The organism is Ruegeria sp. BG3 (assembly GCF_056538485.1).
On record NZ_JBQFTE010000010.1, the window covers coordinates 14,855 to 34,255 of the forward strand.

Genomic DNA, 19,401 nt, shown 5'->3' on the forward strand with positions numbered 1-19,401 from the left:
TCATTGCCTGTGCCGACTGGATATCTGCCAAAAAAGGCCCCGAGCAATGAAATTCACTCTGTCCTGGCTGAAAGACCACCTCGACACCGATGCGTCGGTTGATGAGATCACTGAGGCGCTGACCGATCTTGGCCTTGAGGTCGAAGAGGTCGTGAACCCGGCGGACCGTCTGGCGGGCTTTACCTTGGGCCATGTGAAACATGCCGAGAAACACCCCGACGCCGACAAGCTGCGCGTCTGCACGGTTGAGACGGATGAGGGCGATCTGCAGATCATCTGCGGTGCCCCAAACGCACGCGAAGGCATCACTGTCGTAGTCTGCAAACCGGGCATGTATATCCCCGGTCTGGATATCACCATCAGCGTCGGCAAGATCCGGGGCGTTGAGAGCTTTGGCATGATGGCCTCGGAGCGTGAGTTGGAGCTGTCGGATGAGCACGACGGCATCATCGAGCTGCCTTCGGGTGACGTCGGCGACAGGTTCGTCGACTGGCTGGCAGAGAATGACCCCTCCAAAATCGACCCGATGATCGAGATCGCGATCACCCCCAACCGCCCGGATGCGTTGGGTGTCTCAGGTATTGCGCGAGATCTGGCCGCGCGCGGCGTTGGCAAGCTGAAAGAGCGCGCCTATGCGCCGGTGCCGGGTGATTTCGACAGCCCGATCCAGGTGACAATTGATGAGGACACGCTGGACGGCGCGCCTCATTTCACCGGCCGTCTGATCCGTGGAGTGAAGAATGGCCCCAGCCCGCAGTGGTTGCAGGATCAGTTGAAGGCAATCGGTCTGCGTCCGATCTCGGCCCTGGTCGATATCACCAACTACATGACCTACGACCAGAACCGCCCGCTGCACGTGTTTGACGCGGACAAGGTGCAGGGCAATCTGCGCGTTCACCGTGCCAAGGGCGGTGAGAAACTGGTGGCGCTGGATGAGAAAGAATACACGCTGCAGCCCGGCATGATGGTGATTTCGGACGACAAGGGGCCTGAGTCCATCGCCGGTATCATGGGCGGTGAGGAAACCGGCTGCACCGAAGAGACCGTGAACGTCTTCCTCGAAAGCGCGTTCTGGGATCACGTGCAAATCGCGCTGACCGGTCGTGCACTCAAGATCAACTCGGATGCGCGCTATCGGTTCGAGCGTGGGATCGACCCGGAATACACGCTGGAAGGGTTGGAGCAGGCGACCCAGATGATCCTGGATATCTGCGGCGGTGAGGTCTCCAAGGTGGTTGAGGCTGGCAAGGCTCCGAACCATGCGCGGGCCTACAAGTTGGACGCGGCGCGTGTGCAGTCTCTGGTCGGGATGGATATTCCAGAAAGCGAGCAGCGCCAGACTCTGACCCGTCTGGGCTTCCGTCTGGAAGGCGAGATGGCGCATGTGCCCAGCTGGCGTCCCGATGTGATGGGCGAGGCCGATCTGGTGGAAGAAGTCGCGCGGATCGCGTCTCTGACCAAGCTGCAAGGTAAGCCCTTACCGCGCGTGACCGATGGCATCCCCAAACCAGTGATGACCCCGACACAGCGTCGTCAGTCGATGGCGCGGCGCACCTGTGCGGCATTGGGCTATAACGAATGCGTCTCGTATACCTTCATTGATCAGGCCTCGGCTGCGCTGTTCGGCGGCGGAGATGACGCGACGCGTCTGGAAAACCCGATCTCGTCCGAGATGAGCCACATGCGCCCGGACCTGTTGCCCAGCCTGCTGCAAGCGGCAGCGCGCAATCAGGCACGCGGCTATGCTGACGTGGCCTTGTTCGAGGTTGGCCCGGTCTTCCATGACGGCGAGCCGGGCGATCAGAAGACAGAGATCTCCGGCCTGCTGGTTGGCCGTAACGGTCCCAAAGACGTCCACGGCGCGTCCCGCCCGGTTGACCTCTTTGACGCCAAAGCGGATGCCGAGGCAGTTCTGGCTGCAATCGGCGCTCCGGCGAAGGTTCAGATCCTGCGCGACGGAGACGCCTGGTGGCATCCAGGTCGTCACGGCAAAATCTGCCTCGGCCCGAAAAAGGTTCTGGGCGTGTTTGGTGAGTTGCATCCGCGCATCCTTCAGGCGATGGATATCAAAGGTCCAGCGATGGCGTTCACCATCTGGCCGGATGAGGTGCCGCTGCCGCGCAAATCCGGCGCAACCCGCGCCGCGCTGGAACTGCGCGATCTTCAAGCGGTCGAGCGTGACTTTGCCTTTGTGGTCGATGATACTGTCGAAGCTCTGACTTTGGTGAATGCTGCAGCGGGGGCTGACAAGGCCTTGATCGAAGACGTTCGCGTTTTTGATGAGTTCATCGGCGGCAGCCTCGGTGAGGGCAAGAAATCTCTGGCCATCACCGTGCGATTGCAGCCAAAAGATGCGACGCTGAAGGAAAAGGATATCGAGGCCGTGGCAGAGAAGATCATCGCCAAGGTATCGAAAGCCACAGGCGGCGTTCTGCGCGGCTAAGGGTGATCCACCCTCGGTCAGAAGATTTTTAGAAAGATGAAGGGGCGAATGCGCCCCTTTTTCATGGGAGGAAACGCAAGATGTTGAAAGTTTATCTGTCTGGCGAGATTCACACCGATTGGCGTGAGCAGATCATTTCGGGTGCCGAGGGATTGGATGTCACGTTCAGCAGCCCGGTGACTGATCACGCGGCCAGTGATGATTGTGGTGTAGCCGTTTTGGGCGCAGAGCCGAACAAGTATTGGCACGACCACAAAGGTGCGATGGTGAATGCGATCCGGACGCGCAAGGGGATCTCGGATGCGGATGTTGTGGTTGTCCGGTTCGGTGACAAATACAAGCAGTGGAACGCTGCCTTTGACGCGGGCTACGCGGCTGCTTTGGGCAAGTCGATCATTGTGCTGCACGGCCCAGATCATCAGCACGCGTTGAAAGAGGTTGACGCTGCCGCTCTGGCGGTTGCGGAGGAGCCACGCCAGGTGGTGGAGATCCTGCGCTATGTTCTGACCGGCGCACTGCCGGGCTAGGCGGCGAAAAGGGCTTGCGCGCCGGGATGGTCGCAAGCCCCTTTGGGGTCAGTCGCGGGCGGGTGTAACCAAGCCTTTTTGAACGGCGGGGCGGTCAAGGAACCGATCCAGATAGGCCGTAAGATTGGCGTGGTCGTCCCACCCAACGACCTCTTTGGCACCATAGAAATCCAGCCCGCGTAGCCAGGGCGCGATGGCCATATCGGCGATCGAGTAGTCTCCGGCGATCCAGTCTTGCCCCTCGAGTTCCTGGTTCAGGACGTTGAGCAAGCGCTTGGCCTCATTGATATAGCGCTCGCGCGGGCGGGGGTCTTCGATCTCGCTGCCAGCGAATTTGTAGAAAAAGCCCAATTGTCCGAGCATCGGCCCAAGGCCCCCCATCTGGAACATCAGCCATTGCGTGATGCGATGCTTGTCGGTGGTGGATTGGCCGATGAACTGCCCGGTTTTCTCGGCCAGATAGAGCAGGATCGCGCCGCTCTCGAACACGCCAATGGGGGTGCCATCCGGGCCATTGGGGTCAATGATCGCGGGGATTTTGTTGTTAGGGTTCAGCGACAGAAACTCGGGGCTTTTGACATCGGCATCGGCCAGTGTGACCTTGTGAGCCTCATAAGGCAGGCCGGTTTCTTCCAACATGATCGAGGCTTTGACCCCGTTGGGTGTCGGGAAGGAATAGAGCTGTAGGCGATCGGGGTGTTGCGGCGGCCATTTGGCCATGATCGGGAATGAGGCAGTGTCCAGCATGCGAAAGCTCCTGTTCGGGCGGTTTCGTTTGAGTTAGGCACGGAGTCGCGTATTTGTCAGCCCCCCAAGCTGTGCAGTGTAGGTCACCCGTTGTTTGCTGGCGAACAATGGGGAAAACGGCAGCAACTCGCACCTAGACCGATTTGCGTTTTTCGCTCACAATTCAGTGACTCCCGCGCGAAAGCCGCGGGATTGATGTTTGAGAAAGGAAATGCGCGTGGATGAAGTTGCAACACAGGTGGGTGCTTTTGCGCCTCTGATCATGAGCGCGGTCAAAGCGCTGATCGTACTGATTTTGGGCTGGATCGTCGCCGGAGCAATCGGTGGCATGGTGCGGCGGCGCATCAACGCGACCCCGCAGATCGACCCGACATTGGGCAATTTCGTGGCCAGCCTCGTCAAATGGGTGATCCTGGCGATGGTTCTGGTCGCTGTTCTCGGGATTTTCGGGATCCAGGCGACAAGCATCGTGGCCATTTTGGGTGCCGCGTCTCTGGCGATTGGTCTAGCGTTGCAGGGGACACTCAGCGATCTGGCAGCTGGTGTGATGCTGGTGGTGTTCCGGCCTTATAAACTGGGCCAGTTTGTTGACATCGGCGGGACAGCGGGGACAGTGAAAGACCTCAACCTGTTCACGACCGAATTGGTGACGCCGGATAATGTGCAGATTATCGTGCCAAACGGGCAATCCTGGGGGTCGATCATCACCAACTACTCGGCACATGACACGCGCCGTGTGGATCTGGTGTTCGGGATCGACTATGGCGACAGTGCAGATGAGGCGATGAAGATCATTCTGGACGTTGCGAACGCGGATGCGCGTATTCACAAAGATCCGGAGCCCTGGGTGCGTGTGACCAATCTGGGCGATAGCTCGGTCGATCTGACCGCACGTCTGTGGTGTGCAGCGGCGGACTATTGGGATGTGAAATTCGAACTGACCAAAGCTGTGAAAGAAGCCTTCGATGCGAAGGGCGTCTCGATCCCCTATCCGCATTCGGTGGAGATCCACAAAGAGGGCTGAACGCTCCCGGCCGTCGCGCGGGCATTGGAAATGCCCTCCTCCCGTTGGGCCAAGCGCCGCACATTTGTGCGGCGCTTTCGTTTTTGCGGATGGGGTGTCGTTCAAGACCACCCGCGCCGCGCCAATAGGCGTGGCGCCATGCCCAACGCTTTAAATCGCCTTTTGGCAAAAAGGCGATTTCAGGGGCGGGAGTTGTTACGACTTGATCACCACATTGGGGGAGACGACGTCGATGCCGAGGGCTTTGCCAACCGCATAATAAGTCAGTTGTCCGGCGTGAACGTTTAGACCCGCCAGCAGGTGTAGGTCGTCCTGACAGGCCTGTTTCCAACCTTTGTCCGCCAGCGCCAGCATGAACGGCATCGTCGCGTTGCCCAAAGCGATGGTCGAGGTCCGGGCCACCGCGCCCGGCATGTTGGCGACGCAATAGTGCATCACGCCATCGACCTCGTAGATCGGATCGGCATGAGTAGTTGCGCGCGAGGTTTCAAAGCAGCCGCCCTGGTCGATAGCCACATCCACCAGCACCGCACCGGGCTTCATCGTTGACAGTTGCTCGCGGCTGATCAGTTTCGGAGCGGCAGCGCCCGGGATCAGAACGGCTCCGATCACCATATCGGCGTCCTGGATCAGTTCAGCCGTCGCGCCAGCCGTCGAGTATTGGTTCTTGAATTGCCCGCCGAATACGTCGTCCAGATAGCGCAGCCGAGGCAGTGAGCGGTCAAGAACCGTCACATCTGCGCCCATACCTGCAGCGATCTTGGCTGCGTGGGTGCCGACGACACCGCCACCAATCACGACGACCTTGGCTGGACCAACGCCGGGAACGCCGCCCATCAGTACGCCTCGGCCACCATTGGCCTTCTGCAGGGTCCAAGACCCGACCTGAGGTGCCAGACGGCCCGCAACCTCGGACATGGGCGCAAGCAGAGGAAGACCGCCGCTTGCGTCTGTGACGGTCTCATAGGCGATTGCTGTACAGCCTGAGGTCAACAGGTCGTGGGTCTGATCCGGGTCCGGGGCGAGGTGCAGGTAGGTGAACAGCAATTGGCCTTCGCGCAGCATCTTGCGCTCACCGGCCTGAGGTTCCTTGACCTTCACGATCATGTCGGCCGTGGCAAAAACCTCTTCTGCGGTGTCCACGATGCCCGCGCCAGCGGCGATATAGGCGGCATCGTCAAATCCTGCGCCAATGCCGGCACCGGATTCGATCAGCACGTCGTGTCCGCGCGCAACCGCTTCCTGCGCGGCGTTGGGCGTCATGCCGACGCGAAATTCCTGGGGTTTGATTTCCTTGGGGCAACCGATTTTCATCTGCACCGTCTCCGTTCATAAACTGCCTAAATTATGTGCAATTCAAGGCGCAATTTTTGTGAAACAAGACGGGGCTTTGTGTTTTTTGTCGGAAGATTTTCGCGTAGACTGCGAAAATCTCGCAAAGGATTTGCAGCAATGAGCCTAGACACGACTGATCGGAAGATACTTTCTGCGCTGCAGCGCAATGGTCGAATGTCGAATGCCGAGCTGTCGGAGCAGGTGAATCTGTCCCCCTCGGCGTGCCATCGCCGGGTGCAACGGCTTGAGGCTGATGGCTATATTCGCAATTACGTGGCTTTGCTGGATGCGCGCAAGATGAATGTGCCGACGACCGTCTTTGTCGAGATCACATTGCAGGGCCAGGCCGAAGAAGTTCTGGACGCGTTCGAAAAGGCTGTTTCGCGTATCCCTGACGTTCTGGAATGCCATCTGATGGCCGGAACTGCTGACTACATCCTGAAAGTGGTGGCCGAAGATACCGAGGATTTCGCCCGGATCCACCGTCAATACCTGTCACGGCTGCCCAAAGTGGCGCAGATGCAAAGCTCTTTCGCTTTGCGCACGGTCTTCAAGACAACCGCCCTACCGGTTTGAACGGCGCCTATTTTCTGCGCGTAGAAAGGCAAAGGACTGCCTTGCGTCAATTCTACGGCTTGTATCCCCGGGGCGGGGCGTCCAAAATTGATACGACGAGACCCTCGCGCTGCGCCTCCCCCTGATCCCGGCAGCGCGATGTCATCAATTCATCTGATGACATCAGGCGGTTACACAAACCTGCCAGGGTGGGAACCCGAAGAATAATAAGGAGTTGACCTTGGCCTACGAAAACGATGGCGCCCCCAAAGACTGGTTGGAGGCTGAGCTGGAAGATACGCTGGATGAGGACTTCGAGATCGAATTCAGTGAGCCGATGCTGTCGATGGAAGTTCGCAAGATCTATCGGGAACAGCATCCGGACATGCTGGACCGGAAGGTCTATTTCCGAAACCTGCTACGTCTTCAGGCCGAGTTGATCAAGGTGCAGGATTGGGTGCAGCACACCGGTGCCAAGGTCTGTATCCTGTTTGAAGGCCGTGACAGTGCGGGCAAGGGGGGCGTGATCAAGCGGATCACCCAGCGCCTCAATCCGCGTGTGGCGCGGGTGGTTGCCCTGCCAGCCCCAAGTCGCCGGGAACAAAGCCAGTGGTATTTCCAGCGCTACGTGCCGCATCTGCCTGCGGCCGGTGAGATCGTTCTGTTCGACCGCTCCTGGTACAACCGTGCAGGCGTGGAACGGGTGATGGGCTTTGCGACCGAGGATCAGGTTGAGCAGTTCTTTCAGGACGTTCCGGAGTTTGAGCGTATGTTGGTGCGCTCGGGGATCATCTTGCTGAAATACTGGTTCTCGATCACGGATGAAGAACAGCAGCTGCGATTCCTTATGCGTATCCATGATCCGATGAAACAGTGGAAGCTGTCGCCCATGGACCTGGAATCCCGCATACGCTGGGAATCCTACACCAAGGCGAAAGAAGATATGTTCTTCCGCACCAATATCCCCGAAGCGCCGTGGTACATTGTGGAAGGTAATGACAAGAAACGCGAGCGTCTGAACTGTATCGAGCATCTTCTGACCATGATCCCCTATACGGATGTTCCGCATGAGAGGGTCAATCTGCCCGATCGCCGCTACAATCCGGACTACGAACGCCGCGTTCTGCCGGACGAGCTGCACGTACCCAAGATCTACTGATCGTGCTTTGAGGATGCGAGGCAGCGGACTGCCTCGCATCAGGATAGGCCGTCAGGCGACGTCCATCATGCAATCGAAATTGAAGAAGTTGACGAAGAAGACGTCTCCGGAGTCGTCAGACGCTATCTCCGGGCACGACGTGTCATCCGAAGATGGGTCAATATCGTCGACCATCACCAGATCCAAGTCATCTTCGGGTTCGTCTGGCGTCATGGCGTCGTCATTCCAGGCGAATTGATCCAACTGCGTCTGCAGCTGTTGAATGAACGCCTCAATTTCGGCGAGGAAAGCTGCGACGTCGAAACAACCGCTATCAGGGTCCTCGGTCTCGGTGACGTCTGTTTCGGGCTGTTCCGGTTCCGGATCTTCGGTCTCGGTGACATCGGTTTCGGGCTGCTCGGGTTCAGGGTCTTCAGTCTCAGTGACGTCGGTCTCGGGTTGTTCAGGTTCCGGGTCCTCTGTCTCTGTGACGTCGGTCTCGGGCTGTTCAGGTTCTGGGTCTTCCGTCTCGGTGACGTCGGTCTCGGGCTGTTCAGGTTCCGGGTCTTCGGTCTCGGTGACGTCAGTTTCGGGTTGCTCAGGTTCCGGGTCCTCGGTCTCGGTGACGTCGGTCTCGGGCTGCTCAGGTTCTGGGTCCTCGGTCTCAGTGACGTCGGTTTCGGGCTGCTCAGGCTCTGGGTCTTCGGTCTCGGTGACATCGGTTACCGGTTGTTCCGGAGTTGGGTCTTCGGTTTCGGTCACATCTGTTTCCGGCTCCTCGGGCACTGGATCTTCAGCCGGGGGCGGGGTCATGGCGGTGTCGTCGATGTCCAACATGACCTCTGCGTCAGTGGTGGCAAAGTTCTGCGTCACCATGACTGCGTCAAAGCCCTGCATGTCGCCCGTCTCAACGCCGATCCCGATATATTTGAAATCAGGGTTCAGAATGTTGGCCCTGTGGCCGGGGCTGTTCATCAGGTTCTGATGCAGTTGCGCGACATCATCGCTGATGCCTGGGGCGCCGCGCTCGGATTGCCAGGCGATATTCTCGCCCGTGCGCCAGCTGCCTTCCAGATCGAAACCGGCCGACTGCATGCGCTGGGTTGCGCTGGATCCGCCCGATCCGGTGTGACTGAACCGGTCCGTGTTCAGCATCCAAGCGCTGTGGTCTTCTGATGACTCGTTAAGCTGTCTTTCAAGTTGCAGGGGGTCCAGACCGCGGGATGTGCGCTCTTGGTTGATGAGCGCCAGCATCTCTCGTTCTACTTCACTTGCTGTAGACATTTTTGCCTCCGTTTTATGTTTTGTCTGAGTGGACGAGCCCAGTTATCGGGGCCACCAAACACATGAACAGAGAGGCGATGAAAATCGGCGCTTTTCGGCGGGTCGGTGCAGTCGGACGCAGATTCGCTGCGCTGGAAAACGCCGAGAAAGAGGCGAGACTAAGGCTCGGCGAGTTATCGCACTGGTTGTGCAGTGGCGCGGGCAAAAACGCACTTAGAAACGACAAACCCCCGGGCGATGCCTCGGGGGTCGTCAAATAGTGTCATCCAAAGCTGGACGAGCGTCAGGTGCTTAGAGCAAACCTTCGCGCTGTGCTTTCTTACGTGCCAGTTTACGGGCACGACGGATCGCCTCAGCCTTCTCGCGCGCTTTTTTCTCGGACGGTTTCTCGAAATGTTGCTTCAGCTTCATTTCACGGAACACGCCTTCGCGCTGCAGCTTTTTCTTCAGGGCACGAAGCGCCTGATCGACGTTGTTGTCGCGAACACTAACCTGCATGTGGTTGTCACCACCTTTCTAGATAGAGTTGCAAGGAAATTGCAGGAGTTGGCCGTATAGCAAAGCCGCTCTATCTTGTCTAGTACTGTGCCCAAGCACCGGAGAACCGCCATGACCGTCACTTACGAAGACACCAAACAACAGCTGCTGGACGCGATCCTGATGCATGTTCCGTTCGATGGCTGGTCCGAGGCCAGTTTTCGCGCGGCCGTTGTCGATTGCGATCTGGATGATGGTCTGGCCCGTGCGATCTGTCCGCGCGGCGCGGTCGATCTGGCGCTGGCCTACCACGCGCGGGGCGATCAGGTCATGCTGGACAGAATCAAGTCCACTGACATGAGCGAGCTGAAGTTCCGTGAAAAGGTTGCCGCTGCTGTTCGGTTCCGGCTTGAGGCGGTCGAGGACAAGGAGCTGGTGCGCCGGGGCATGACCCTGTTTTCACTACCCAACCACGCGGCAGACGGGGCCAAGGCGGTATGGGGCACTTGCGATCTGATCTGGGATGCACTGGGCGATACGTCGGACGATGTAAACTGGTACACCAAGCGCGCAACCCTATCGGGGGTCTATTCGTCGACCCTGCTGTTTTGGCTGGGGGATGATTCGCCGGATCACCAGAACAGTTGGGCGTTTCTGGATCGCCGGATCGAAAACGTGATGCAGTTCGAAAAGCTCAAGGCGCAGGTGAACGGCAACCCGCTGCTCAAGCCCTTGCTGGCCGTTCCCAATTGGTTTGCAGCTCAGGTGAAACCACCGATGAAGATGCGGGCTGATCTGCCGGGGATGCTGAACCCGCGCAAGTAAGCATCTGGGCCTTTGCTTTTTGGCCTGCTAGGCATTGGGCAAAGGAGATTTACCCATGACTTCGCCTGAGACCCAGACAATGCGTGCCGTCGAAATCACCGAACCCGGCGGCCCTGATGTCCTGCAACTGACCGAACGACCGATTCCCGAGCCGGCGGCCGGTCAAGTCGTTTTGAAAGTGGCCTATGCCGGCGTGAACCGACCGGACGCGCTGCAGCGCGCCGGGGCCTATGATCCGCCGCCCGGTGCAAGCGATTTGCCGGGGCTTGAGGCCTCGGGCGAAGTGGTGGCCCTTGGCGCGGGTGTTGAGGGGCTCTCGATCGGTGACAAAGTCTGCGCGCTGCTTCCGGGCGGCGGATATGCTGAATATGTCGCCACGCCTGCCGCGCATTGCCTGCCTGTCCCCGATGGCATGGACCTAAAGCACGCCGCCTGCCTGCCAGAGACCTTTTTCACAGTCTGGTCGAATGTCTTTACACGCGGCGGCCTAAAAGCGGGTGAGCGGTTCCTCGTCCATGGCGGCTCCAGCGGTATCGGGACGACGGCGATCCAACTGGCAAACGCGTTTGGCGCGCGTGTCTTTGCGACGGCGGGTTCGGCTGAGAAATGTGAGGCCTGTGTGAACTTGGGGGCCGAAAAAGCGATCAACTACCGGGATGAGGATTTTGTCGGGGTCATGCGGGCCGAAGGGGGCGCGAACCTGATCCTCGATATGGTTGGCGGCGACTATATCCCTCGTAACGTAAAAGCGCTGGCCGAGGATGGACGTCTGGTTCAGATCGCCTTTTTGCAAGGACCCGTGGCAGAGCTGAATTTTGCCCTGATGATGGTGAAACGCCTGACGCTGACCGGCAGTACCCTGCGTCCGCAAAGCGATCTGGCCAAGGCAAAGATCGCTCAGGACCTGCACGAGGCCGTCTGGCCGCTGCTCTCTGCAGGCAAGGTCGCGCCGGTGATGCACAGCGAATTCCCTTTGGCCGAGGCTGCTGCGGCGCACGCGCTTATGGAAAGCTCGCAGCATATTGGCAAGATCGTTCTGAACGTCTCAGGCTAACGCCTTTTGGGTCACGCAACGGCGCGCCGATAGAGGTGCCATGTTGCGTGGCCCAGAACGGGCATTACGATGATCAACCCCAGCAGCATCGGGATTGCACCCAGCACCAGCAGGGTCGCGACGATAAAACCCCAGCCCATGATGACACCCGGATTGTGGCGCAACACGCGAACGGATGTCACAACGGCCACGGGAAGCCCTACCTTACGGTCCAATAGCAGCGGGAAGCTGACAACGCTGACCGCCAGCGCGATCAACGCGAAAAAGAACCCCGCAGCGGTGCCGAAAATGACCATTGTCCACCCCGCGCCGGTGGTCAGAACTTCGGTCGCAAATGCGCCCAGCGAGGCAGGCGGTTCAGGACCGAGCGTCTGCGCATAGACGCTTTGAGCGACCATCAGCCAGACAAGCAGCAGCAGGACTAAATAGAACCCGAGCGCCAGAATGGCCCCGAAGGAGGGCGATCGGAATACACCGAACGCGTCCAGCCAGTGGACCTCTCCGCCTTGTTCGCGCTTACGGCTGATTTCATAAAGACCAACGGCTGCGATTGGGCCGATCAGAGCAAAGCCTGCGATCAGGGGGGCCAGCAACGGCACCAAGTCCATGTTCATTGCAAAGCCCACCATCAACAGCCCGGCAATCGGGTAGATCAGCACAATAAAGATCGCATCCGCGCGGGTTTCCAGAAAGTCCGTGTATCCCGCCCTCAGGCAGTATTTCAGGTCGTCGAATGTGAGTGGCTGCACCATGGGCAGGTGGCGCACGTCCGAGCTGCCCAGGTGCGAGACGCTTTCCGAGACGTGATCGCTGGTTGCTCCAAGGCTTTGGGCCGCCCAGCTGATCGGATTACCGATAGTTTTTGCCATTTTGTTCCCTTCCTTGGCGAGTGGTGCGCCGCAGAATGGATCCGGCTGAGGGTTGCTCGTGGCCGGACCAGCCGGCAACGCCTGCGTGAAGTATAGCACAGTTTTCGAAATTCCCGAATTGCCGCCGCCGCATCGCCCGGATTGTCTTGCCGCGCAGGCGTGTTAGCTTGAGCAAAGGCAAGAGGAGGTCAGAATGCAGCAAACTGCGCGTACAGTTGTCATTGAGGAATTCGGCGGACCCGAGGTCCTCCAGATCAAGGACCAGCCTTTAGGCGATCCCGGCCCCGGCGAAGTTCGCATTCGCCACGAGGCTTGCGGGTTGAACTTCATTGATGTCTATCAACGAACGGGCCTCTATCCCCTTGAATTGCCGCATGCATTGGGCATGGAGGCTACAGGTGTGATTGAGGCGGTCGGCGAAGGCGTGACGCATTTGCAGCCGGGCCAACGCGCGGCCTATGCCAGCGCTCCGTCCGGCGCCTATTGCGAGGCGCGGGTGATGCCCGCAGCGCAGGTATGCCCTCTGCCGGATGGTATCCCCTTCGAGATAGCCGCCGGGATGATGTTGAAAGGTCTGACGGTCGAATATCTGTTCCATCGCACCACCCCTTTGAAACGCGGCGACACGGTTCTGTTTCACGCGGCTGCAGGCGGTGTCGGCCTGATCGCCTGCCAATGGGCGAAATCCGAGGGCATCAAGTTGATCGGAACCGCAGGAACTGATGAGAAATGCAGCCTCGCGCAATTCAACGGTGCGACCCATTGCATCAACTACCGGACCGAAAACTTTGCCGAACGCGTCGCCGAACTGACTGGCGGCAAGGGTGTCGATGTGGTTATGGATTCCGTAGGGGCCGATACGTTTGACGGCTCATTGGATTGTCTGAAGCCCTTGGGCATGATGATATCCTTCGGCAATGCGTCCGGGCCGGTGCCGCCGGTTAATATCGGCATTCTCGGGCAGAAAGGCTCGCTCAAGATCACCCGCCCGACGCTGTTCACGCATATTGCGGACCACGCGGTTTGTCAGGCAATGGCGCGGCGGTTATTTGGCAAGGTTCAGGGCGGAGAGGTCAAGATCCATATCGACCAGCGCTTCCCTCTGGATCAGATTGCCGAAGCGCACCGCGCGCTAGAGGCGCGGCAAACCACGGGCAGCACAATTCTGGACTTGTAAACGCAAAGACCCGGCGCAAAACGCCGGGTCTGTTTCAGTTCGGAAACCGAAAAAATCAGAAGCGGTAGGCCGCTCGGATCTGAAGTGTTGTGGCGTCAACATCGACACCGGACGAGTTGAAGTTGTCAAACTCGTGATACAGCAACTCGCCAGCGATGCTGACATTCGGGGCCACAATCTGCTCATAGCCTGCGCCGATGAACCAGCCGTTGTCACTGCCCAGATTGTCGGTGCCTGCATCCGCATAGCCGCCAACACCGTAAAGAAGACCCTGAGGGTTCACCTGGTAGCCTGCGCGCACTTTGATGCGCCATACATCCTCGACCGTTGCAGGGCCGAGGTCGACATTGGTCCAGTCGTAGTCAAAGCCGCCGCCTACGACCCAGTCGCCCAGATCATAGTCATATCCGAGGATGATACCACCAATCGCAGCATCGCCATCAATACCAGAAACGTTGGTATCGACGTCGATATAACCCAGCTGCAGACCGCCGTAGAACCCCGTCCAGCTGCCCGAGGATTGGGCCATCGCGGCCCCTGCCGCCAGGGTGGATGCCGCTGTCACAAGTGCCAATCTGCCTATCATGTCTTGATCCTTTCATTCCAAATAACCGCGCGCCAATTTGTGGGTCTGGCTGCGCATATCCATACTCAAATACGGCCCTGCCTCAGGACCGGATCATCGTTTGTGGCATATTCCGTACTAGGTCTTGGATCGTTCAGGCCGTCTGGCCCGATGTCCGCCCGTTAAATCCGGGTCTGTCTCAATAAGATAGTTAGTGTTTTCAAAGCTTCAAATAAAATGGGGCGGCAGATCACTCTGCCGCCGACGCGTGCTGTCAATTTCAGCGGATTATTGCTGCAGTTCAGCCGGGCTTTTGTCTGCGATGGTTTCCCAGTTGGTGCTGGCTTGCTCGATGAAGCCCGGGATGTCGCCTTCCCAACGTTCCTGAATGTCTTGCGACAGGTTCAGGTACAGTTTGTTGTCAACGATTTTCCAGTGGTTCGGGTCACCGTCGAATTTGAAGCCCATGGCCGCGCCGAAGGCGCAGTAGCCGCCGTATGCGGGCAGGTAGGCCTCGGGGTTGGCTTCAAAAGCCACTTTATTTTCTTCCGACGAGAAGCGGTACAGAGCGTCGTTGTGAAGAGTGGTGATGCGGTAGTCGCCTTTGGTTGCTTCGCCAGCGGTGAAATAGGCAACCGGGTCATAGCCTTGCATCGCCAGACCGGTCGAGCTTGCGTTAAGTTCAACACCAGCAGCCAAGGTCGAAGTGGCCAGAGCAACAGACAGGGCAACGCCGCCGATCAGAGATTTAAACGTGTTCATAGCTTCACCTTTCGTGAAAGGGCCGCGCGACCTCGCCTGAATTGCGATTTGCGGACCCGGGGATTTTATCTTGTGAGACCGGTAATTGGCCGCCACGGACTGCAGATGGGAGGCGGCTTGATCACGTTCAAAACAATGAATTGTGATTGTGCTGAGGCACAGAGGCGATGTGCAAAAATGCAGAATATCAATCAGATATCGGGGATCAGCGCCAACACGAAATCCACCACTTTGCTTGCGGGCATTTCACAGGGACGCAGCAACGCACCGCTGTTTCGCGTCCGATAGAGGTTCAGGCTGATATAGTCCGTCCCGCCTAACTCGTGCGCGACCAGCTTGTGGGATTTGCCCGCTGCCAGAACCTGCCGTGACACGACATAGCGCTTAGTGTCTGCTCGGACAGTGAACGTACCGGTGGGCAGGGCGAAAAATGCCATCAGAAATTCCTCTGGCGGGGTCACGATTTCCCGATTTTCGGCTCGGTCCGGGACTTGATTCGGGCCACGTTGTCCTTGTGACGCCAGTAGATCAGGAAGGTGAGGGCGATCCCGAGGATGAATGTCGAACCGTCTGTCAGGGTGATGATCCAAGTGGTCGACAAGGCCGCTGCGGCCAGCGCTCCGGCCGAGGACATGCGCCAGATCGCGACGGAGACCAGCCAGGTCAGACAGCAAGCAACGCCGACGCGCCAGTCTAGCGCCAGCCAAAGGCCGATGAAGGTTGCAACGCCCTTACCGCCTTTGAAGGCCAGCCAAACAGGCAGGCAGTGGCCGAGAAAGGCCATCAGGGCGGCAATCTGCGCCGCGTCCTCACCCGCGTAGGCGCGTGCAAGCAGGACCGCCAGCGCCCCTTTGCCGCCATCCAGCAGCAGCGTCAGCGCGGCGGCCGGTTTGCTGCCGGTGCGCAGAACATTTGTTGCGCCGATATTGCCTGATCCGATCTGCCGCAGATTGCCCAGCCCCATGACGCGCGCGATGATCAGGCCGAAAGGGACCGATCCGATCAGGTATCCCAAGGCCGCCCACAGGGCGAGTACGGTCATAGAGCTGTCGATTTCGGGCATCAGGTTCTCCGGTACACGTCTTTGCCGGCCACATAGGTTGCAAGGACCTTACCCTGCATGCGCTGCCCGTCAAACGGTGTGTTCTGCGATTTCGATTTCAGGGCAAACCGGTCCAGCACAAAAGGCACATCCGGGTCGAACATAACCAGATCGGCAGGCGCACCCTTCGCCAGGCGCCCGCTTTCCAGCCCCAACCGTTTCGCCGGATTCAGCGCCATTGCCCTGAACAGAGTAGGCAGGTCCAGTTGCCCCGCATGATACAGCCGCAGGGCTGCGGGCAGGAAGGTTTCCAACGCAACGGCGCCCGAGGCGGCCTCTTCAAACGGAAGACGTTTGCTTTCTTCGTCCTGCGGCGTGTGCATCGAACTGATGATGTCGATCAGGCCCGTCCGTACGGCCTCGATCACGGCTTGCCGGTCATCCTCAGACCGCAGGGGCGGCTTGACCTTGAAGAAGGTGCGATAGTCGGCCACGTCCAGCTCATTCAGCGTCAGGTGGTGGATTGAGGTTCCGGCGGTGATGTCCAGCCCGTTGCGCTTGGCACGTTCCAGTGCGGGCAGGGCGCGGGCGGTCGTTATCTGGTCGGCGTGATAGGCGGCTCCGGTCATCTCTAGCAGGGCGATGTCTCGGTCCAGCCCCATCCGTTCCGCCATTGGCGAGACGGCCGGCAACCCGCGCAAGGCGGCAAACTTGCCGCTGGTGGCGGCGGCCCCTTTGCTCAACCCCGGCTCCTGAGGGTGCGCAATGACCAGCGCGCTGCAGGATTTGGCGTAGGTCAGCGCGCGGGAAAACACCTTGGTGTTGGTAATGACGTGATCGCAATCAGTGAAGGCAACGGCCCCTGCATCCTGCAGAAAGCCGATCTCAGTCATCTCACGCCCTTCGCGCCCTTTGGTGAGGGCGGCCATCGGCAGGACGTTGACAGGCGCATCCGCTTGCGCTCGCCGAGTGGCAAATTCCAGCGTTTCGGGCGTGTCGACCGCAGGCAAAGTGTCCGGACGAGTGACGATGGTGGTCACACCGCCCGCAGCGGCGGCCAGACCGGCGGATTTGTAACTTTCCTTGTGCCGTTCACCCGGTTCGCACACCTTGACGCCGATATCGACAATCCCGGGGGCAAGGCATTTGCCGTTGCAGTCGATGACGTCTCCGCTGATGGCTGGGGCGTTTCCATCCCCCAGCGCAACAATGCTCCCGTTTTCGGCGTGTAGCCAGCCCAGGCTGTCCGTGCCGGTTTCCGGGTTGATCAAGCGGGCATTGGTGAAAACGACAGAAGTCATGCTGAGGCCTCTCGGGCTTGGTTCAAAGCCGCCAAAGCGGCTTCAGGGTCGGACAGGTATTCGAAGACAAGAAACAGGCGGCGCGAAAACACCAGGTTCTGACCGCTGCGATGGTAGTTTAACGCGTGGTTGATCGGGACGTGTTTGGGTTTGAAGATCTTGCTGATCCACCATGCGTTGCGGGTGGTCACCACATAGACACGACTCCTGCGCAGCAGTCGGTCGTACCACATGAGGAATGCGACGAACCCCGTGGACCCGATGAGTTTCCAATAATCGCGCAGGGTATCGGCGAACCACGGGCTCGCCAGCCAAGCCAGACCGAGGCTCAGGATCAAAATCCGGTAAGCCCACCCCACATGGGGCGGAAAATATCCTTGATGCGGTTGCCCGGTCCAGAGGACCTCTTCGCCCGCAGGGATATGGGTTCGCCACCACCCGTCGCTCATCCCGCGGCCCTTTCGATAGCGGCCTTGGTGGCGGCAGGGTTCGCCTGGTATTTGATGAGGTGCTTGTCGCCGCCCCGTGTCACAACCTGAACAAAGCTGCCCATCGTATTGACGGCTTCGATCTGGTTCAGCGCGACAACCCGAGGGCCCGGGCCGGTGAGGGTGGTGTCAGACAATTCCCACGTATTGTTCAACTCCTCCGAGGCCAGATACCAGGCGCGAAAACCGATAGCGGCCAGCCCGGCTGGCGCGCCGGTCCAGACATAGGGGTTGCCGATCAACCACAGCACCAGCATCGCGCCCGCCATCGCAATGGCGGCGAGGGTCAGGTTGGTCTGGATATAGGCGCGTTTGTCCGGGGTGAAGGTTACAGGATAAGCCATAGGGCACCTCCGATAACGAGCAGGGCGAGAACCGCCATCAGGGCCGATCCGACACGGCGAGGGGCATCGTTGTCGATGGGCATCTGCGGGGCCGAGAAAGGCTTGGCGCTTTCGGTTTCGATTGCACCGCCGGTCCAGTTCGTGGACTCTTCGGTGAAAAGACCCAGCAAATGCAGGCGAGGATCAGGGTTCAGTTGCGCTGCGCGCCCGCCAAAGGCCGCACTGCGGACAACCAAGACCCAGCCTTCGATGGCTTCAAGCATGCTGCGATCCAGTTGATCCTCGGACACGCCTCCGCCCTCATGCAGATAACCATAAAGCCCAAGGTCTTCGAGGTCGGAGACCGGGAAAATGTCGATTTGATCTGGGTCCAAGCCATTGACACCCAGAACCTGATCGGCCGCACCGGGCTCGCGCAGGAACTTGGCCTCTTCCGGGCGCATGTCCAGCGCGAACAGTCGGATCACGCCGTGTTCATGGGGGGCGACGGTCAGATCGCTCATGCGACCTCACGCAGGTTGCGGGCCAGAAGCTCCATCGCAGCCATACGTACGGCGACGCCCATTTCGACCTGTTCCTGAATGACCGAGCGGTTGATGTCATCGGCCAGCGTGCCGTCGATCTCAACCCCGCGGTTCATCGGTCCAGGGTGCATGACAATGGCATCGGGCTTGGCCTGCGCCAGTTTGGCGGCGTCCAGCCCGTAGCGGTGATAGTACTCACGCTCCGAGGGGATGAAGCCGCCATCCATCCGCTCTTTCTGAAGGCGTAGCATCATCACCACGTCGACGTCTTTGAGGCCTTCGTTCATATCGTCATAGATCTCGGCCCCGAAATCGGCGAATTGCGAGGGGACCAGCGTGGGCGGGCCGATCAGGCGAATGCGGTTCTCCATCTTGCCCAGCAGGATCAGGTTCGACCGCGCCACGCGGGAATGTGCGACGTCGCCGCAGATCGCGATGTTCAGGCGATGCAACCGGCCCTTGGCCCAGCGGATCGTCAGAGCGTCCAGCAAGGCCTGTGTGGGGTGTTCGTGCCGCCCGTCCCCTGCGTTCAGAACCGCGCAATTCACCTTCTGTGCCAGCAGGTCCACGGCCCCGGAATGTGGATGCCGCACCACCAGCAGGTCAGGATGCATCGCGTTCAGTGTCATGGCGGTGTCGATCAGCGTCTCGCCCTTTTTGATCGAGCTGGCCTGCATCGCCATATTCATCACATCCGCGCCCAACCGTTTGCCCGCCAGTTCGAAACTGGCCTGCGTGCGGGTCGAATTCTCGAAGAACATGTTGATCTGAGTTAGCCCCGACAGAACGTCCGAATGCTTGGTCGACTGGCGGTTTAGGTCGACGTATTTTTCGGCCAGATCCAGAATGGCGGTGATATCGGATTGCGACAGATGCTCGATGCCAAGAAGGTGACGATGGGCAAAACGCATGGCGGGCTC

At 59.2% G+C, this 19,401-nt stretch carries 22 protein-coding genes; 8 read left to right on the top strand and 14 right to left on the bottom strand.

Features of this window, described 5'->3' with window-relative positions:
• Positions 1-46: 46 nt before the first annotated feature.
• Together pheT and ACR0AI_RS15900 are read left to right on the top strand one after the other, a co-directional pair.
• A complete protein-coding gene (pheT, locus tag ACR0AI_RS15895; RefSeq protein WP_480675457.1) occupies positions 47-2,443 on the top strand; it encodes a phenylalanine--tRNA ligase subunit beta in 2,397 nt (798 codons plus the stop codon).
• Between the two features lie 80 nt (positions 2,444-2,523).
• Positions 2,524-2,970 carry a YtoQ family protein gene (locus ACR0AI_RS15900; RefSeq protein WP_170379140.1) on the top strand — a complete coding sequence of 149 codons (447 nt, stop codon included), beginning with the start codon at positions 2,524-2,526 and terminating at the stop codon, positions 2,968-2,970.
• Positions 2,971-3,018: 48 nt separating this feature from the next.
• Here ACR0AI_RS15900 and ACR0AI_RS15905 read toward each other — a convergent pair whose 3' ends face one another.
• Positions 3,019-3,717 (bottom strand): glutathione S-transferase family protein, encoded by a 699-nt coding sequence (locus ACR0AI_RS15905; RefSeq protein WP_480675459.1) that lies wholly within the window; start codon positions 3,715-3,717, stop codon positions 3,019-3,021.
• Positions 3,718-3,928: 211 nt separating this feature from the next.
• On the opposite strand from ACR0AI_RS15905, the gene ACR0AI_RS15910 reads away from it, so the two are divergent.
• A complete protein-coding gene (locus tag ACR0AI_RS15910) occupies positions 3,929-4,741 on the top strand; it encodes a mechanosensitive ion channel family protein (RefSeq protein WP_480675461.1) in 813 nt (270 codons plus the stop codon).
• A 195-nt stretch (positions 4,742-4,936) separates the two neighbouring features.
• On the opposite strand, the gene ald is transcribed toward ACR0AI_RS15910, so the two are convergent.
• Positions 4,937-6,055, bottom strand: coding sequence for an alanine dehydrogenase (gene ald / locus ACR0AI_RS15915; RefSeq protein ID WP_480675463.1), 1,119 nt, complete (start codon positions 6,053-6,055; stop codon positions 4,937-4,939).
• Positions 6,056-6,193: 138 nt separating this feature from the next.
• Here ald and ACR0AI_RS15920 point away from each other — a divergent pair, with 138 nt between their 5' ends.
• A complete protein-coding gene (locus tag ACR0AI_RS15920; RefSeq protein WP_170553779.1) occupies positions 6,194-6,652 on the top strand; it encodes an Lrp/AsnC family transcriptional regulator in 459 nt (152 codons plus the stop codon).
• A 220-nt stretch (positions 6,653-6,872) separates the two neighbouring features.
• Positions 6,873-7,790 carry a polyphosphate kinase 2 gene (gene ppk2 / locus ACR0AI_RS15925; protein WP_170379135.1) on the top strand — a complete coding sequence of 306 codons (918 nt, stop codon included), beginning with the start codon at positions 6,873-6,875 and terminating at the stop codon, positions 7,788-7,790.
• Between the two features lie 51 nt (positions 7,791-7,841).
• Here ppk2 and ACR0AI_RS15930 read toward each other — a convergent pair whose 3' ends face one another.
• Both ACR0AI_RS15930 and rpsU read right to left on the bottom strand, forming a co-directional pair.
• Positions 7,842-9,053 carry a CAP domain-containing protein gene (locus tag ACR0AI_RS15930; protein ID WP_480675465.1) on the bottom strand — a complete coding sequence of 404 codons (1,212 nt, stop codon included), beginning with the start codon at positions 9,051-9,053 and terminating at the stop codon, positions 7,842-7,844.
• A gap of 291 nt (positions 9,054-9,344) precedes the next feature.
• Entirely contained in the window at positions 9,345-9,551 is a 207-nt protein-coding gene (gene rpsU, locus ACR0AI_RS15935) for a 30S ribosomal protein S21 (protein WP_005614280.1), read from the bottom strand.
• Between the two features lie 111 nt (positions 9,552-9,662).
• Between rpsU and ACR0AI_RS15940 the strand changes: the two genes are divergently transcribed.
• Together ACR0AI_RS15940 and ACR0AI_RS15945 are read left to right on the top strand one after the other, a co-directional pair.
• A complete protein-coding gene (locus ACR0AI_RS15940) occupies positions 9,663-10,355 on the top strand; it encodes a COQ9 family protein (RefSeq protein ID WP_170379132.1) in 693 nt (230 codons plus the stop codon).
• A gap of 55 nt (positions 10,356-10,410) precedes the next feature.
• The gene (locus ACR0AI_RS15945; protein WP_480675468.1) at positions 10,411-11,409 is read left to right on the top strand and encodes an NAD(P)H-quinone oxidoreductase; all 999 of its coding nucleotides are present in this window, start codon (positions 10,411-10,413) and stop codon (positions 11,407-11,409) included.
• Between the two features lie 11 nt (positions 11,410-11,420).
• On the opposite strand, the gene ACR0AI_RS15950 is transcribed toward ACR0AI_RS15945, so the two are convergent.
• The gene (locus ACR0AI_RS15950) at positions 11,421-12,278 is read right to left on the bottom strand and encodes a DUF2189 domain-containing protein (protein ID WP_170379128.1); all 858 of its coding nucleotides are present in this window, start codon (positions 12,276-12,278) and stop codon (positions 11,421-11,423) included.
• Between the two features lie 193 nt (positions 12,279-12,471).
• On the opposite strand from ACR0AI_RS15950, the gene ACR0AI_RS15955 reads away from it, so the two are divergent.
• Positions 12,472-13,455: a quinone oxidoreductase family protein gene (locus ACR0AI_RS15955; RefSeq protein ID WP_480675470.1), complete on the top strand. Its 984-nt coding sequence runs from the start codon at positions 12,472-12,474 to the stop codon at positions 13,453-13,455.
• Positions 13,456-13,510: 55 nt separating this feature from the next.
• On the opposite strand, the gene ACR0AI_RS15960 is transcribed toward ACR0AI_RS15955, so the two are convergent.
• The 9 genes from ACR0AI_RS15960 to ACR0AI_RS16000 all read right to left on the bottom strand — a co-directional run bounded on the left by ACR0AI_RS15960 (position 13,511) and on the right by ACR0AI_RS16000 (position 19,392).
• Complete coding sequence (locus tag ACR0AI_RS15960) at positions 13,511-14,041, bottom strand: porin family protein (protein ID WP_170661248.1); 531 nt, start codon at positions 14,039-14,041, stop codon at positions 13,511-13,513.
• Positions 14,042-14,308: 267 nt separating this feature from the next.
• Complete coding sequence (locus tag ACR0AI_RS15965; RefSeq protein ID WP_170553758.1) at positions 14,309-14,782, bottom strand: YHS domain-containing (seleno)protein; 474 nt, start codon at positions 14,780-14,782, stop codon at positions 14,309-14,311.
• A gap of 191 nt (positions 14,783-14,973) precedes the next feature.
• Positions 14,974-15,219 (bottom strand): hypothetical protein, encoded by a 246-nt coding sequence (locus ACR0AI_RS15970; protein WP_480675472.1) that lies wholly within the window; start codon positions 15,217-15,219, stop codon positions 14,974-14,976.
• Between the two features lie 20 nt (positions 15,220-15,239).
• A complete protein-coding gene (plsY, locus tag ACR0AI_RS15975; protein ID WP_170691593.1) occupies positions 15,240-15,845 on the bottom strand; it encodes a glycerol-3-phosphate 1-O-acyltransferase PlsY in 606 nt (201 codons plus the stop codon).
• The gene (gene pyrC / locus ACR0AI_RS15980; protein ID WP_480675474.1) at positions 15,845-17,125 is read right to left on the bottom strand and encodes a dihydroorotase; all 1,281 of its coding nucleotides are present in this window, start codon (positions 17,123-17,125) and stop codon (positions 15,845-15,847) included. Before pyrC ends, plsY begins: the two co-directional genes overlap by 1 nt.
• Positions 17,122-17,574: a hypothetical protein gene (locus tag ACR0AI_RS15985; protein WP_480675476.1), complete on the bottom strand. Its 453-nt coding sequence runs from the start codon at positions 17,572-17,574 to the stop codon at positions 17,122-17,124. Before ACR0AI_RS15985 ends, pyrC begins: the two co-directional genes overlap by 4 nt.
• Entirely contained in the window at positions 17,571-17,957 is a 387-nt protein-coding gene (locus tag ACR0AI_RS15990; protein ID WP_480675478.1) for a hypothetical protein, read from the bottom strand. Before ACR0AI_RS15990 ends, ACR0AI_RS15985 begins: the two co-directional genes overlap by 4 nt.
• Positions 17,942-18,460, bottom strand: a complete 519-nt coding sequence (locus ACR0AI_RS15995; RefSeq protein WP_480675480.1) for a hypothetical protein — start codon at positions 18,458-18,460, stop codon at positions 17,942-17,944. Before ACR0AI_RS15995 ends, ACR0AI_RS15990 begins: the two co-directional genes overlap by 16 nt.
• Complete coding sequence (locus ACR0AI_RS16000; RefSeq protein ID WP_480675482.1) at positions 18,457-19,392, bottom strand: aspartate carbamoyltransferase catalytic subunit; 936 nt, start codon at positions 19,390-19,392, stop codon at positions 18,457-18,459. Before ACR0AI_RS16000 ends, ACR0AI_RS15995 begins: the two co-directional genes overlap by 4 nt.
• Positions 19,393-19,401 lie beyond the last annotated feature (9 nt).